The 15548-nt window shown below is 64.0% G+C and carries 13 protein-coding genes and 2 pseudogenes; 5 read left to right on the top strand and 10 right to left on the bottom strand.

All coding sequences use genetic code 11. The features are described from left to right. Positions 1 to 56: 56 nt before the first annotated feature. From hflK to QFZ91_RS03810, 8 genes and pseudogenes are all read right to left on the bottom strand, one after another. Positions 57 to 1952 (bottom strand): protease modulator HflK, encoded by a 1896-nt coding sequence (gene hflK, locus QFZ91_RS03845; protein WP_429566300.1) that lies wholly within the window; start codon positions 1950 to 1952, stop codon positions 57 to 59. A 332-nt stretch (positions 1953 to 2284) separates the two neighbouring features. Next, on the bottom strand, positions 2285 to 2659 hold the full coding sequence (locus tag QFZ91_RS03840; protein ID WP_176122102.1) for a hypothetical protein: 375 nt from the start codon (positions 2657 to 2659) through the stop codon (positions 2285 to 2287). A gap of 40 nt (positions 2660 to 2699) precedes the next feature. Further along, positions 2700 to 4640: a molecular chaperone DnaK gene (gene dnaK, locus QFZ91_RS03835; protein ID WP_429566299.1), complete on the bottom strand. Its 1941-nt coding sequence runs from the start codon at positions 4638 to 4640 to the stop codon at positions 2700 to 2702. A gap of 79 nt (positions 4641 to 4719) precedes the next feature. Next, positions 4720 to 6339: a chaperonin GroEL gene (gene groL, locus QFZ91_RS03830; RefSeq protein WP_429566298.1), complete on the bottom strand. Its 1620-nt coding sequence runs from the start codon at positions 6337 to 6339 to the stop codon at positions 4720 to 4722. A gap of 65 nt (positions 6340 to 6404) precedes the next feature. Next, positions 6405 to 6608: pseudogene (locus tag QFZ91_RS03825) on the bottom strand (co-chaperone GroES); the annotation flags it as partial. Between the two features lie 101 nt (positions 6609 to 6709). Then, on the bottom strand, positions 6710 to 7852 hold the full coding sequence (locus tag QFZ91_RS03820) for an RNA polymerase sigma factor (protein WP_429566297.1): 1143 nt from the start codon (positions 7850 to 7852) through the stop codon (positions 6710 to 6712). A gap of 255 nt (positions 7853 to 8107) precedes the next feature. After that, the gene (locus tag QFZ91_RS03815; RefSeq protein WP_429566646.1) at positions 8108 to 8629 is read right to left on the bottom strand and encodes a hypothetical protein; all 522 of its coding nucleotides are present in this window, start codon (positions 8627 to 8629) and stop codon (positions 8108 to 8110) included. 1092 nt (positions 8630 to 9721) lie between these two features. Continuing rightward, a pseudogene (locus tag QFZ91_RS03810) lies at positions 9722 to 10090 on the bottom strand (diguanylate cyclase); the annotation flags it as partial. A 196-nt stretch (positions 10091 to 10286) separates the two neighbouring features. On the opposite strand from QFZ91_RS03810, the gene QFZ91_RS03805 reads away from it, so the two are divergent. The 5 genes from QFZ91_RS03805 (at position 10287) to QFZ91_RS03785 (ending at position 13402) form a co-directional block, all read left to right on the top strand. Beyond that, complete coding sequence (locus QFZ91_RS03805) at positions 10287 to 10676, top strand: hypothetical protein (RefSeq protein WP_429566296.1); 390 nt, start codon at positions 10287 to 10289, stop codon at positions 10674 to 10676. A 62-nt stretch (positions 10677 to 10738) separates the two neighbouring features. Further along, positions 10739 to 11047 (top strand): hypothetical protein, encoded by a 309-nt coding sequence (locus tag QFZ91_RS03800; protein WP_429566295.1) that lies wholly within the window; start codon positions 10739 to 10741, stop codon positions 11045 to 11047. A 234-nt stretch (positions 11048 to 11281) separates the two neighbouring features. Further along, positions 11282 to 11524, top strand: a complete 243-nt coding sequence (locus QFZ91_RS03795) for a hypothetical protein (RefSeq protein ID WP_176122110.1) — start codon at positions 11282 to 11284, stop codon at positions 11522 to 11524. A gap of 107 nt (positions 11525 to 11631) precedes the next feature. After that, entirely contained in the window at positions 11632 to 12207 is a 576-nt protein-coding gene (locus QFZ91_RS03790) for a hypothetical protein (RefSeq protein WP_429566294.1), read from the top strand. Positions 12208 to 12481: 274 nt separating this feature from the next. Continuing rightward, complete coding sequence (locus QFZ91_RS03785) at positions 12482 to 13402, top strand: LysR family transcriptional regulator (RefSeq protein ID WP_429566293.1); 921 nt, start codon at positions 12482 to 12484, stop codon at positions 13400 to 13402. On the opposite strand, the gene QFZ91_RS03780 is transcribed toward QFZ91_RS03785, so the two are convergent. Together QFZ91_RS03780 and QFZ91_RS03775 are read right to left on the bottom strand one after the other, a co-directional pair. Continuing rightward, positions 13399 to 14100 (bottom strand): sterol desaturase family protein, encoded by a 702-nt coding sequence (locus tag QFZ91_RS03780; protein WP_368716465.1) that lies wholly within the window; start codon positions 14098 to 14100, stop codon positions 13399 to 13401. The genes QFZ91_RS03785 and QFZ91_RS03780 overlap by 4 nt on opposite strands. Before the next feature lie 62 nt (positions 14101 to 14162). Next, complete coding sequence (locus tag QFZ91_RS03775; RefSeq protein WP_176383225.1) at positions 14163 to 15539, bottom strand: MFS transporter; 1377 nt, start codon at positions 15537 to 15539, stop codon at positions 14163 to 14165. Between the last annotated feature and the right edge of the window lie 9 nt (positions 15540 to 15548).

Raw genomic sequence — 15548 nt, 5'->3', positions numbered from 1 at the left:
CGGCGGCACGGCCTGCCGCCGTGTTGCGCCGCCCGTGCGGATATCGCCGCGACATGTCAATGGATGCCGGCCAGATCGCCGGCAGGAGTATTGCGAAGATCGACGGTCGCCCGCGTGCCGTCGGCAAGCCGGTCGTCGATGATCGTCATGCGCGGGTTGCGCAGGCCGCGTTGCAGCCGGTCGAGGTAATACTCGAACGGAAACGCGGGGCCGCCGAGCCGGTACGCGACGAGGTCGGCGTCGAAATCGATCTGCTGCACGCGCGCCGACGACACCATATCGCCAGCCTGCGCTTCGGCCTGCGCGACCCGTTCGAAGCCCTGCTGCTGCGCGTTGCCGAGCAGGCCGGCCGCGAAGCCGCGTGCCTGCGCCACGCTGCCCTGCGCGCGAATCTGCGCGGCCTGAACTTCGTGGAAAGCGGCGGCCGCACCGGTCGGCGGATGCACGCTCTCGATCACGACCGCGATCACGTCGACGCCGCTTTGCAGCCGGTCGAGCTGCTGCTGAATCGCGCGCTTCAACTGATCGGCCATCGCGGCCTGATTGGTTTCCAGCAGCGATTCGAGCGTATGCGACGCGAGGTAGTGCACGAGTTCGCGATTGGCGCTCGTGCGCACCGTGCTTTCCGGGTCGATCGTGCGATATAGCGCCGCGCGCGCGTCGGCATCGGTCAGCCCGAGCCGGTAGTCGACCCGGACGTCGGCGTTGACGACCTGGAAGTTCTGGCGGTCGCCGTTCGCGCCGGCGATCACCTGGGTGGTTTCCCACGGATGCGGCACATCCCACAGACGGTCGAGGCGTTCGGGCGTCGGGCCATCGGCTGGCACAGACGTCGTATCGGCGCTACCGTCATTCCCGCTGCCCGCGATCGCGACCTGGTGCACCGCGCCGTTGTCGACGATGCGCGCGCGCCCGAACGGCCAAGGCAAACCGACGTGCAGGCCCGGCTGCCAGACCGCGACCGGCGCGCCGAACCGTTCATATACCGCGCGCTGCTCTGCGTTCAGCACGACGAGGGCGGTGAGCAGCCACGCGCACGCAACGGTGGCGGCCAGCGCGCCGGGCAGCAGCCGCACGAAGCTGCGCCAGCCCCAGCTCTGCCGCAGATCGACGCCGTACCGATGGCGCAGTTCGGCGCCGAGCGACGCGAACGGCGACGAGCGCCGGCTCAGCAGCCCGGCGATCGCGCTGGCTGGCACGACGGCGCCGCGCGGCACCGCAAACCACGACAGCACGCCGCGCAGGGCCAGTTCGGCGGCGACGGCTGCGTTGAGCAGCGCGACCGCCTGCACGAGCCAGTCGGCCGTGAGGTGCCGGAATGCGAACCATGCGGCGGCCAGCGCACCCGCGAGCGCGGTGACGAGCGCGACGCGCAACACCCGGGTGAGCGACGCGGATACCGTTGAACCGCTGGCGGCCGCCGCATGATGGCGTTCGGCGACCAGTGTAAGAAAGGCGAGGACGATGCAGGCCGCACCGGCCGCGAGCATGGGTTCGGGCGCAGCCATTGCGCGAACCAGCATCGCGGGTGACGGCGGCTGCCACGTGAGCGCGGCAAGCGCGACGGAGAACGCACCGCCGGCGGTGACGGCCCACGGCCGCCAGTCGATCGCGGCGGCGATCGCCGGCCACGGATTGTCGACTTGCTCCGGCTCCTGCTTGCGGCTGAATGCGCTGCGCAGCCAGTTCATGAGCAGGCCGGCCGCCGAGCCGTGCGGCGGATGGCGGCGTGCACGATCGGCGAGCAGCACACCGATCGCGACGACGAGCACGTTGCACCATGCGCTGGCGAGCGGCGCGCACCAGCGCAAGTCTACGGGCAGGAAGTCGACGGCGCTCAGCGTGCCGAGCGCGGCCACCAGCAACGCGGCGGCGCCCGCGACCGGCGCGAACGCGTCGCGGCCGGCCGGGCTGCAGGGAGTGTCGTCGTTGCCTTCCGCCTGTTGCCCCATCGGAGCTTCCTTACGTACGAGTTACAGAGTGCGCAGGAGTCCGTGCGGAATGCTGCGAGCGGCAATGTAGCGCGACGGATGATGAAACTCAAGGTGAGCGACGCGAGTGGAGGTATCCGCGCTTACCGGGAAAAAATTCGTGATCGAGGATGTTGAGCCAATCGCGGCAAAGTTTTGGGGGCAGGCAGGTATAGATTGACGAGGAATTTTAATTTCACGATTAATCTAGATTTTAAAGATGACTTTAAACGGCTAGATGAAAATGAGAAGTGCGCTTACCCGGCCGGATCTGAAAGCCCGATGCGCGCGTGGCACGCGACTGGACACGGGCCTCACCAGATCGGAAACACGAAGTCCGGCTGCGGCTCAAACTGAATGCCGGATTCTGGACAGATCACGCGGCCCCTGACGGCGACTCGCTGGTTGAGATACGGCAGCAGGAGTGTGGGAGGCATCGCACCGCCTTCGCCAAGGAGGATGTCGGTCACCACCTTGTCAGTGCAGGGGGAGGTCGAGGGGCGATCCAGCGTGATCGTCGTATAGTCGCCCGGCGCATACGTCCCGCTGCCACGTCCGATTGTCCCGGTGATCCAGATATCGCGCTGCAGAGGCAACGTCGGCAGCGGCGGGCTGGCTGGCATCGTGGTCTCTGGCCACAACCCGGCAATCGCCGCTGCCGCGAGTAATCCACACAATCGTCTCTTCATGGCGAAGGCCTCTTACCGTCCAGTGCTGCCCGCCTGCGCGTCACCGTTTGGTGTTCACTTCCCTGAACTCCGCATCGATCACGTCATCGTCCGAGTCTTGCCCCGGGCGGCCTGCCTCTTGCGTGCTGGTCGCGGGCCCGGGACTGCTCCCCTGTGACTGCACGTCTGCGTAGACTTTTTCTCCGAGTTGCTGCGAGGCGGTAGCGAGTGCGCGGGTCCTGACGTCGATTTCGTCCCGGTCGGAACCCTTGAGCGCGGCCTCCAGTTCCCTGATCGCGGCTTCAATCTTCGCCTTCTCGTCCGGACTCAGCTTCTCGTGGTATTCGCCGAGGGCCTTGCGCGTGCGGTGTATCAGGGCGTCCCCCTGATTGCGCGCCTCGGCCAGTTCACGCAGCCGATGGTCCTCCGCGGCGTGCGCTTCGGCGTCTCTCACCATCTTTTCAACTTCGCCTTCGGACAGGCCCGAACTGGCCTTGATGGTGATCCGGTTTTCCTTGCCCGTCGCCTTGTCTCTGGCCGACACGTGCAAGATTCCATTCGCATCGATGTCGAACATCACCTCGATCTGCGGCATGCCACGCGGCGCAGGCGGGATGCCTTCCAGTTTGAACTCACCGAGCAGCTTGTTCCCGCTCGCCATCTCGCGTTCGCCTTGATAGACCTTGATGCCGACTGCCGACTGGTTGTGGTCCGCGGTCGAAAAAACCTCCGAGAACCGGGTCGGTATGGTGGTGTTCCTTTCGATCATCCTGGTCATGACCCCGCCGAGCGTCTCGATGCCAAGCGAGAGCGGCGTGACGTCAAGCAGCAGCACGTCTTTTCGTTCACCGGACAGCACTGCCCCCTGGATCGCCGCGCCCACGGCGACCGCCTCGTCGGGATTGACATCCTTGCGGGGTTCGCGCCCGAAAAACGCCTTGACCGCCTCCTGTACCCTTGGCATCCGCGTCATGCCGCCAACGAGGATGACGTCGTCGATCTTGTCCGTGGACAAGCCGGCGTCCTTGATCGCAATTCGACACGGCTCCATCGTGCGCTCGATCAGATCCTCGACGAGTGCCTCGAGTCTGGCGCGCGTGAGCTTCACGCTCAGATGCTTCGGCCCGGAGGCATCGGCCGTGATGTAGGGCAGGTTGATCTCGGTCTGCTGGCTCGAAGACAGTTCGATCTTCGCCTTTTCGGCTGCTTCTTTCAGGCGTTGCAGTGCGAGCACGTCCTTCGACAGATCAATGCCTTGCTCCTTCCTGAACTCGCCGACGAGATGGTCGATGATGCGCTGGTCGAAATCTTCACCGCCGAGGAACGTGTCCCCGTTCGTCGACAGTACCTCGAACTGTTTTTCACCGCGCACGTCGGCAATCTCGATCAGGGATATGTCAAAGGTGCCACCACCGAGGTCGAATACGGCGATCTTGCGGTCACGGTTTTCCTGCCTGTCCAGACCGAACGCGAGGGCAGCAGCGGTCGGCTCATTGATGATCCGCCTGACTTCGAGCCCCGCAATACGGCCCGCGTCCTTGGTCGCCTGGCGCTGGCTGTCGTTGAAGTACGCTGGCACGGTAATCACGGCTTCCGTGACTGGCTCGCCGAGATAGTCTTCGGCCGTCTTCTTCATCTTCCGCAACACCTCTGCAGATACCTGCGGTGGCGCGAGCTTATCGTCGTGCGCTTCGACCCACGCGTCGCCGTTATCGGCCCTGATGATCCTGTAGGGCATCAGGCCGATGTCCTTCTGGACTTCCTTTTCCTCGAAGCGGCGGCCGATCAGGCGCTTCACTGCGAACAGCGTATTTCCGGGATTGGTGATGGCCTGACGTCTGGCGGGCGCCCCGACGAGTATCTGGTTGTCATCGAGATACGCGACCACTGACGGCGTCGTACGGGCGCCTTCCGAGTTTTCAATCACTTTGACCTGCTTGCCTTCCATCAGCGCCACGCATGAGTTGGTGGTGCCAAGGTCGATACCGATGATCTTGCCCATGATGTCCTCGCCGATGCTCAGTCTTTGCACTGCGTCGGCGGCGCAGGCGGACGCCTCTGCCGCCGTGCGGAACGCCGTATCAATAATCGCCTACCGGAGGCACAACCGCCTTTGCCTCGTCTTTCGGCAGTTCAGCAACCACGGCATCGGTGGTGAGGATAAGACCGGCCACCGACGCGGCATTTTGCAGCGCCGTGCGCACCACCTTGGTCGGGTCGACCACCCCCATCTCCACCAGATCGCCGTAGGTGTCTGAAGCCGCGTTCCAGCCGAAATTGCCCGTCTCCCCGACCACACTGTTCAGCACAACCGAGGACTCCTCGCCCGCGTTGGTGGCGATCTGGCGCAGCGGCTCTTCAAGTGCGCGCAGCACGATGCGGATGCCCGCGTCCTGGTCGGCATTGGCGCCCCGTACGTCGCCGAGGCTGGCCCGGGCACGCAGCAATGCGACGCCGCCGCCCGGCACGATGCCTTCTTCGACCGCCGCGCGCGTTGCGTGCAGCGCATCCTCGACTCGTGCCTTGCGCTCCTTCATCTCCATTTCGGTAGCGGCGCCTACCTTGATGACGGCAACGCCACCGGACAGCTTCGCAATGCGCTCCTGCAGCTTCTCCCTGTCATAGTCGCTCGTCGTCTCGTCGATCTGGCGACGGAGCGCCTGGACGCGCCCATCGATCGTCTTCCGGTCACCGGCGCCATCGATGATCGTTGTCGCCTCCTTTTCGATCTCCACCCGCTTCGCCCGTCCGAGGTCCTCCAGCTTGACGTTTTCGAGCTTGCCGCCCGTTTCTTCCGCGATGACGATCCCGCCCGTCAGCGTCGCGATGTCCTCCAGCATCGCCTTGCGCCGGTCGCCGAAACCAGGCGCCTTCACGGCCACGGTTTTCAGGATGCCGCGCACGGAATTCACCACCAGCGTGGTCAGGGCTTCGCCCTCGACGTCCTCGGCAATGATGAGAAGCGGCTTGCCTGCCTTGGCCACCGCTTCCAGCAGGGGCAGCAGGTCGCGGATCGACGAGATCTTCCTGTCGTGCACGAGGATGTACGGTTCTTCAAGCACAGCGGACTGCTTGTCGGGATCGGTGATGAAATAGGCAGACAGCCACCCGCGGTCGAACTGCATGCCCTCTACGACCTCGAGTTCGCTTTGAAGCGATTTACCTTCTTCGATGGTGATGGCGCCGTCCTTGCCGACCTTGTCCATCGCTTGCGCGATGAGCCTACCGATCTCCTCATCCGCATTGGCCGAGATGGTGCCCACCTGGGTGATTTCGCGGCCGGTCGTGACAGCCCGGGAAAGCTTCCTGAGCTCCTCGACAATCGCCGCGGTGGCCTGGTCGATGCCACGCTTGAGGTCGATCGGGTTCAGGCCCGAGGCAACGTACTTCATACCTTCCCGTACGATGGCCTGGGCGAGCACGGTGGCGGTGGTTGTACCATCACCGGCGACATCCGAGGTTTTGGCGGCGACCTGCCTGACCATCTGCGCCCCCATGTTCTCGAACCTGTCGCTCAGCTCGATCTCCTTCGCGACCGACACGCCGTCCTTGGTGACGGTCGGTGCGCCGTACGCGCGCTCGAGGACGACATTTCGCCCCCTGGGGCCGAGCGTGACCTTGACCGCATCGGCAAGGATGTTGACGCCCGTGAGAATATGCTGGCGGGCGAGTTCATGAAACCTGACATCTTTGGCAGACATTTCGCGCTACCTCCTGACCTGTCAAACGAAGCACAGTTGCACCGGGCAAGGGCCTATGGGGCCGGGCCGAACAGTACGCGGTCGCCGACGTTGACGTCGGGCGCACAAAGGCGACCGTCCTCAAGCCGCCTGCCGGGGCCTATCGCGATGACTTCTCCCTCGTCCGGCTTTTCGCCCGCAGTATCGGGGATGACGATACCGGCTGCGGTCGTACGCTCCTGCGGCACGCGCCTGAGCACGACCCGGTCATGCAAGGGCATGAGTTTCATGATCCTGCTCGCATGATCGGTCCACATAGGTCTCGCGTTGGTCTCGTGGCTGTTTTCATCGTTGCCCTCCGTCATTGGTTCGGACGTTGCAGCGTCCGCACTCAATCATGAACGGGCCGTGCCCCCTGTGGGGTATCGCGCCGCGTCGCCTCGTCAAAATCCCTGGAAAGGCCGGATGCAGGCGGCAGCGTGCCCCGCGCGATGTAACCGGCAGGCTCGACCGACGGCTGCGGTGTCAGCCGCAGATCACCGAGCCTCGCCGTGAGAAAAGCGTCGGCATGGGCAAGCCGGTGCCGGAGTTCCTCCTCCGTGATCCCCAGAACCTGTGCCGCGGCGGCTTCCGGCTGCGCTTCAAGACGGCAGAGCGTCACGGCGCGACGCCATGGCTCTGGCAGCTCGGCGAGAAGCGCGGCGACCAGCTCGCGCAGCTCCCTCGAGATGACGGCGTCCTCAGGCGTGCCGTCCGTCGCTGGCACCACGTCCTCAAGGCGCAGCACTTCATCGGGCTGCCAGTACTCGAACAGCAGCTCGTCATCGTCTTCACGCGGTTCGTGCAGCTGGACGGGCAGCCGGCCCTCAAGCGAGATGCATCGGCCTTCCTCCATCTGGCGATGTGCGACTTCTGCTTCAAGCAGTTCCAGTGCGATCTGGTAGAGCCACTGCAGCGGTTCGAGCCGACGCGGGCGCTCGGCAAACCGCTCGCAGGCGCGCGCGAGCGCCTCGTCGACAATATCGTCGACCGATGGGTCGTCCGAAGCGAGATCACCCCGCGTCTGAAGATAGGCGAGTTCCCGCTGCACGAAGCGCTGCAGCGACGCGAGCAGCGGACGAACGGTCTCGCCGAACAGCGTGGACGCGGCGTCCGTCTGTTCGGCCACCGCCGTCCTGAGTTGCCGCAACCCGGCGCGCCGCTCCTTGCGACGCCAGGCGTCCTCGTGACGCAGGTGTGCGACGTGGCGTTCCAGTTGCCGCTCCAGTTCAGTGATGGCATGCTCGATCGCCGTCTCTGGCTTCGGCGCATCGTGGCCGCACGCAAGCGTTGCGCCCGGTAGCACCAGCCTGAGCCGGACGTAGTAGAGACTGCGATGCAGGCTCCTTTCCAGCATCGCCTGCAGCCGTACCAGCCCGGCCGGGAAGTGCGACAGATGGGGCGTCAGACGCCGATCCGTGAGCCGGCTGATCAGGTCTTGCAGCCCGGGACGGGAAAGTTTCGCGACATTACGGTAACTGATCGCCGTTTTCATCTCAAACCTGTCCATGGCCCACCGCCTAATGGTATCGCCCGGCCGTCCGCGACCCTACGCAGCACGCAGAGCCGGCATCCCCGGCGAGCAGGGATTTTCAGCGCATCCCGGCACCCTTGATGCCTCGTCATCCGTGGCAGCCTTGCCTAAATCTCATTAGTGATCCTGCTAATGTTTAGACACGCACTCGAGAACCCCCGCCTCACTCGATGCGTCCGGATCATCACCGGGCGCCCACCTGAATGTTGGTCCTGTTCAACCGGCGCTCGTCCTTCCATTGACGTCCGACTCCCGGCCTTCCAGAGTCAGATACGTGTCAGTCGCCACCAGCCCGAACAGGATGTGATTGAGAAAACTCACCCAGCCTCGCGCATCGGCAAACCACGGGAACAGGTATGTCATGTCGTGGAAATTGATCACGTACAGGAGCACGCCAAAAACCACGCCCACCAGCGACGCTAGTCCGACATTTGAATCCAGGCTGAAAGGCACCATGATTACAGCGAGAATGACGGCGAAGAAAATCGACAGCACAAAGTGGGTGACCAGCGCCACCGCCACGACGCCTGATGCGAATGGCGCGGCTTGCAGCGCGTCACGCCCCATCACGATCGCAGCAATCATCCGTAGCGGCACCCACAGGGATTGTCCAGCGACCCGCATGGCGAAGAGTTCGATCACCAGGAAAACCGCGCCTGCTACGCAACCGCCGATGACCGCTGCTGGCCACTCAGGCATGCGGCGATCGAAATGGTGCGAATGCATGTGAAGTTCCATCATGACCACCTTCGGAACTGTGTACTCTTCTCACGTTCTGCCAGGCCGCGTCAGGCTGCCGCGGGAAAATCCGGCGACGGTCCGTGAAACGGGCGACGCTCGAGCAGTCTGACTGCGTAGCCCAGGGCCTGTGCTTCGGCCTGCTCGCGACTGGCCCAGCGTTGGTGACACTGCGGCAGGGGTGCCAGTCCACGTAGAGCTCACCTTCGTGGGCGATCTGCACTAGCGCGGCATACCTTTCGCTGGGCCCTCCGCGCAGGCCATGTTTCGCACGCCATGCACGAGGACCGTCCGGATACGAATCTCGTAGCCGTTGCGCGGCTCGGTTCTGACCGTCTTCGTCGGATCACCATTGTCATGATCTGGCGCAACGCAACTGTCGCCGGCGTGGTGAAAGGCGTTGGCGTTGTATGGCCTGTCTGATCACCGCCGGCTAGCGTCTGCGCATGCGTGATCTCAACTGTCGGATCGTGGGTCGCATCGCATTGACCTGTGCATGGAGCATGCGACGGGCGCGCTCAGGGAGCGGTCGCAGAACGTCGGCAAGAGAGGCCGTCGTGCGGTGGAGGCGCTCGATCAGAGGGGAGTCCGAGCGTGGATGGAGGTTGCTCATCGTTTTCTCCTCAGAGGCAGCAAGGAAGAGAACGGGCTTGCGCGCTCCAGTTCGCCTGCCATGCTGCGGGGCAAACAAATCGAAACACGCAGTGTGCGACCCGTGGATCATGGGGCACACTGCCTGAGCTGGATATAACTTAGCTTCACTGACTAAAAATTTCAAGATACATGTGACACTCAGATGCGTGACGCCACGACGCCTCATGTCAGCCCCCACGTCGGCGCTACCAACCCTCTCTGCCAGCGCCTTCGGCGGAAAATCCTCAGAACTTTTCGCATCTAACGAGGGCGACCAGCGCAGTGGTGTGACCTGATGAGACCCCCGTCCGTGTCCGGCCGGACGGCGCCGCCCTTAACGGTGCCGTGTCACTGGATCGGCGGCGCCGTGACCAGTTTTTCAGCGAGCATCCTTTCATGCACGCCAAAGCCCTCGCGACCGGTTTCCTCACCGAGAAGCTGCGGACCGCGTGCCACGTCCTCTCCATAGTTGCCGAACGCCTGACGGCAGGCGAGCGCCTCGGTGGCGCCGGCGCCGACCACATTGCAGCCGCGCCGCTCGACGCGCTCGACATCCCACGCACCGGATTGCCATGCCGCATCCAGCAGCACGGTGTCCACGGTCTCGAAACTGTGCCACGGCGCATCAAGCTGGATCGCCGAGGCCGGCACGGGCCGTGGAGTGATATCAACGCCGGGCAGGACAAGCGGTGTCGCTCGCCGGAAACCGTGCCAGTGGAGTATCGCGATGAGCGGCGTATTCACCTGCGCAGCCGCCGTGACCGTGACGGCAAAGAGTGGCAGGCGCACGCTGTCCATCTGTTCCCGAAGCATATCGAAAAGGTCCATGCAGCCTCCTGAGTGACATGTTGCAGGGCCACTTGAAATTTCCGTTCCTTGCGCTATTTTGATCATCGCTCAGGCAGTCGCGATAAGCGCTGCGTGTTTCGATTTGTTTGTCGGCGGTGTTTTTCCACGGACGGGCGAACTGGAGCGCGTGGTCCGGTTCGTTCTTCGTGAGAGGCCCGGTTTCAGGGAGCCAGCCATGAGCGATCTTTTCTTCGGCATCGACCGGCCAGGCGAATTCGACCGCCTGCACCGGCGGATGGCCGGCGTCTTTGCGGCTTTCCCGCGAGCCTGCGCGCGATGCGCATCCTTTCTTTCCGTCAACCGTCGCAGCAGCGAGGACTGCGCCGAGATCGTCGCGTCCGTGCCGGGGCGTCGCCTGGCAGCGATCGAGATCCCAATTGACAAGGGGGCTGTCGATCAGCGGCGGACGCAAGCCCCCGAACCGGAGGCCGAACATGAAACGACGCATTACACGAGACCCGCCACCCAACGCGGGCTGTCCAGACGACGCCGGTTCGCCAGCGCGCTTCCTCGCGTAACAGCGCCACGCTGCTTGGCAGCGCGGCCCTTGTACGGCCTGAAGTAAGCGCGTGTCGTTTTTGTGCATCGTGCGCCTGCTAAAGGGGCTGTGTTTTATGGGAGACGGAAATGCTCAGTCCACACGAATTTGCGACCCTGATAGTGGTTCGCCAGGCGCCGGACCAGCTCGACATGAATCGCGCCGAGCTCGACGCCCTGCTCGAGCGCCAGCTGGTCATGCTGGAACATTGCGCCTCGGGCGCACGCCGCGCGTACCTGTCAGGGAAGGGCAGAACGTTTCTCGACGCGCTTCACCCGGGCGGCTCACCGCGTGTAAGCCGGCAAGCCGCCGGCAATGGCGGTTGGGAAAGATCGGAGACGCCCCTCGTGCCAGGTAGCCGCACGCCCGACATCGTAGTGCCGGGACACGCAGGCTGAATGGCTGCGCGATCGCAACGACAGGCGTGTCGTCCTCGCCGTGACGCGCGGGTGCCGGGCTGGCAGCGCAGGCCGGGCGGACGCGCGGGCGACGCCCGCGGTCATTGAAACGTTGCTCGCGCATGCCGGTGTCGCGGGCTTAGGTCTACGCGGCAAGCCGCGGGCTGCAGGACTGATTGAAAAACCGCGTCGCCTCGCGCCTCGGTGCGCCGCGACGCTTTGCGGAGGTGTCATATGCAAACGGACAAAGTGATGGAGTATCACGGCTACGAGATTCGGCCGATGGTAACCCCCACGGAGACGGGTCGCTACGCGGCGGCGGCCATTGTCACCGGCCGGGCCGGCGATACACGCACGCTCGGCGTCGATGTGGACTTTGCCAACGCCCAGGAGGCTCGCGACGAAGCACTCGAGCTTGCTATCGCATGGATCCAGCAACGCTCGGTTGTTTCGGACCGGTATGTTCGACGGACCTAGCGCGCCGGTCAGCAACCTCTGGCCGGACGCGAGTTGGACACCTGTCGATCCGCTTCTGGTTCGATATCCCGAGCCGTTTGGGCTCAACTCAGCGCGAGGAAAAGAGAATGACGGACACCGCTGTCATCGATCCCGCCGAAGACGCGCTCTATGAACGCATCCGGATCCTGCTCTTTAGCGCGGATCTGCCGGCGCAGCGTTTGGAATCAGATATCGACGATATCGGACGCTTCACCGCGCCGGACGTCCGTTCATCGCAACTGCGCCTGATTGAGGTCATGCCGCCGCTTACACCGGCAGCCGAAGCAATTGTGCGGGCCATGATCCGTGCATATGGCACTGAACTGTTTGGGCGCGGCAGTGCGAATTCCGCGCTGCGTGCCATGATCAAGGCCGGACCTGTCAGGTTTGGACAGACCGCCTTGACGTTGGGGCCTGACGCGCCGTTGCCAGAGCGTGTCCGTCCGCTTGTCGCGGAGATCAACCGGATTTTCGAGCGCTACCCCGAAAGCGGCTTCTCGCACGCCCGATACTCTCTTTCGGCGATTGGCTTGCCGGTCGGCCGCGACAGGCTCCCGCAAGTACACCGCTCGGCGCAACGCGGCCGGAACCTTGAGGGCTCGCCCGATTCGCGAGTTATCCTCAACAACGCTGAACTGCGCGTCTTTCGTTCCAGTATCTAACGTGTCAGCCGACGGCAGGTGCCAGCCTCGGTACAGCGCGCGCGAAAGCCGGCCAGGTTGGCCCCACACCACCCTCCCAAGCGCATCTGTACGTAGCGTGCCGGGCAGAATCCTGGAGAGATCGGCGCCCATCAGTTGCGCGATCGTCGCACGCATAGGAACGCTCAGCTGGGAACAGCGACTCGATACCGTGGGTTAGTCATACGACGCTCACCTCATGAAAGACGGTGCGCGGTACTATCTTCGTCGGCCCGTCACGTATACGCCATGTCCCGTGGAACTGAAGCAGATCCAGTACTTCATCGCGCTTTTCGAAGAAGGCACCGTCACGCGCGCCGCCAGGCGGCTCAACATCGCGCAACCGGCGCTCAGCATGCAGATCGCCAAGCTCGAAACGGAGATTCGGCAGAAGCTCTTCGAGCGGGGGCCGCACGGCATGGCGCCGACCGAAGCCGCACGGTTGATGTACCGCCTTTACACCCCGATCATGCGCGACATCGATCACGCACGCGAACACCTGAGCCGTCGCGATGTCATCGTGACGGGCCGCGTGTCGCTGGGAATGGTGTCGTCGGAGGCGCAGAGCGTATTGCCCGAATCGCTCGCCCGATTCGATGCGCTTTTCCCGCAAGTCGAAGTCTCCGTCGCCGATGGCTTCAGCGCGCAGCTGATCGACGCTGTCGAATCGGGCCGGCTCGATGCCGCCATCATCAACAAGCCGCGCGGACGGCTGACGCTGCACGTAGAGCCGTTGCTGGTCGAGGAAATGGTGCTGGTGACGAGCGTGGAGCACGGCCCAAAGCTGCCCGACGAGATCGATCTCACGCAGCAGTCGGACATCGAATTCGTGTTGCCCACGCGCCGCAACGGCCTGCGCGGCGCGCTCGATGCCGCGCTGATGGCGGCTGACGTCGTCATCAAGCCGAAGTTCGAGATCGATCTGCTCAGCACCATCGTGCAGTTCGTCGAGCAGAGCGGTGTCGCGACCATCCTGCCGCGCGTCGTCGTGCAGGCGAAAGTGGAGGAAGGGCGCTTGCGCGCACGCACGATAGCGTCGCCGCCGATCGTGCGCCACATCATTCAGGTCACGCATCCGAAGCGGCCGATCGGACCGGCCGCCCAGGCGCTCATCACGATTATCACTGATGAGATAAAGCGCGTGACGACGGGTGTTTTGGGGAACCAGGCGCCTTAGCGGCCGCGTTCCAACGGTTCGCGCGCGCGGCTCGGAACGTCGCTGCGCGTGCCGAACAGCGTGTCGCAGATCGGGAACGTGAGGTTGAAGTTCTGTGTCGCCATCACTTCGGGATCGTGGTGTGTGGCGTGCAGGCGCCGCACTGTGTTGACGAGCGGAAAGCGGTCGAGCAACGGGCTGTCGGTGACGTGTGAAAGCGTATGCAGGCCCTCGTACATCAGAAAGTACGCCGCCATCGTGAGCAGCGCGATGTAACCTGCGTTGCGGGAGAATACGAGCCCAATCACGAGCGCGAACGGCACGGCCGCCAGCACGAACGCAACCGGCGCAAAAGGCGGAAACAGCAGCGCGCGCCAGTGACGGTGGCCCTTGTATTCAAGCGTCACATGCGTGAAGAACCGGTGATGGACCGCGCAATGGCGCTTGTAGATCATGCTGAAATACTTCGTCGGACGATGCAGCACGTAGCGGTGCGCCGCCCATTCCGCCCAGTTGCCGAACAGAAAGAGCGGAATGACCGCCAGCCATTCGGCAGGCGTCGGTGCATGAAGCTGCATCAGGCAATACACGATCACGCCGCCGGTGAAGAGCAATGTGAAGCCGAGGTGCATTTCGCCGCGATACCACCATGGCGTGGCATTGACATACTCGTCACGGAACTTGTAGGAACGCGCACGAACGTCTTCTTCGTATTTCATCGATGTCTCCGGCTATAGGGAAAGGCGTGCGCCCGTTGGCGTGCGCCGTTACGTCCAATGACTCAGGATCGACTGCGCGCGGAACCGCCTTCGAGCTTGCCGAGCGTCTCGGGCACCACGAACGCGCCCACGAGAAAGATCACGCTGATCGCACCGACGAAGATCGCGAGCGTCGACGGCAACTGGCCCGCGTCCTTCGCGACGAGGGAAACGAAGGTCGGCATCATTCCGCCGATCGCGAAGCCGATGTTCCACGACAGACCCGTGCCGGTCGCGCGGATCGCGGTCGGGAAGCGTTCGTTCAGGAAAATCAGCACGGGCGCATAGCCGGCGCTGCCGAGCGCGGAAAGCAGCACCGCGTAGACGCCGACCATCGTGATGCTTTGCGCTGTCGGCAGCAGCAGGAACAGCGCTGGCATCGCGATGAGCCGGATGATGCCGATCCAGATAAACGCGCCCTTGCGTCCGATGAACGTACTGACGTGCCCTGCCGCGACCGATGCGATCACCACGGCCACGCTGCAGATCATCAGGATCGCGGCGGCGGCGCCGTTCGGCGCATGACTCACGACTTTCAGGAAGGTCGGCAGATAGCCTGATGTGAGGTAGTAGCCGCTGCCGCCGCCGATAGTCAGCAGCAGATTGACGAACAGCACGCCGCGATATTCCCGCGAGAACAGCGTGCGGATCGGCGAGCGCGCGTTGTCGGCGTTGACGATCTTCTTCTGTTCAGCGGCTTTCGCAGCTTTTTCCGCGGCGAGCTTCTTCCAGAGCGGCGATTCTTCCAGACCGTTGAACACGAACAGACCGAGCACCGAACTCAGGATGCCTGTGAAGAACATGCAACGCCAGCCCCAGGCGTCGAACGCATCGCCGGGAAAGACCGCGGACATCGCCAGATACGTGAGCGATGCGAGCAACGCGCCGAGCCCGGCCCCGCCCCCACCGATGAGACCGGACACCGCGCCGCGATACTTCGGCGCGACGGATTCGGTGCCGATCGTATGCGTCGACGCCACCACGCCGCCGACGAACACGCCCTGCACGAGACGCAGCAGCAGAAACAGGACCGGAGCCACGAGCCCGACCTGGGCGACCGTCGGCAGCGCGCCGAAGGCCGCCGTCGAAAGCCCGACGCCGACGACCGCGACGATCATCGCACCCTTGCGGCCATGACGGTCGGCATAGGAGCCGAACAGCGCGGAACCGAGCGGGCGCATCAGCAGCGTCACCGCGAAGGACGCGTACACCGCCGCGAGCGAGAGCATCGCATGTTCGGACGGAAAGAACAGACGCCCGACAACCGGCGCGACATACAACAATACGAACAGGTCGAACAGGTCGAGGGCCCAGCCGAAGCATGAAGCCATCACAGCGCCCATCACCTGGCGCTGATTGACCGAAAGCACGGTGGCCCCGTCTTGCGCTGCTACAGACATTTGCATCTC

It is taken from the genome of Paraburkholderia sp. JPY419 (assembly GCF_050435705.1).
Classification (GTDB): domain Bacteria; phylum Pseudomonadota; class Gammaproteobacteria; order Burkholderiales; family Burkholderiaceae; genus Paraburkholderia; species Paraburkholderia youngii.
This window is presented reverse-complemented; position numbering and strand designations above follow the sequence as displayed.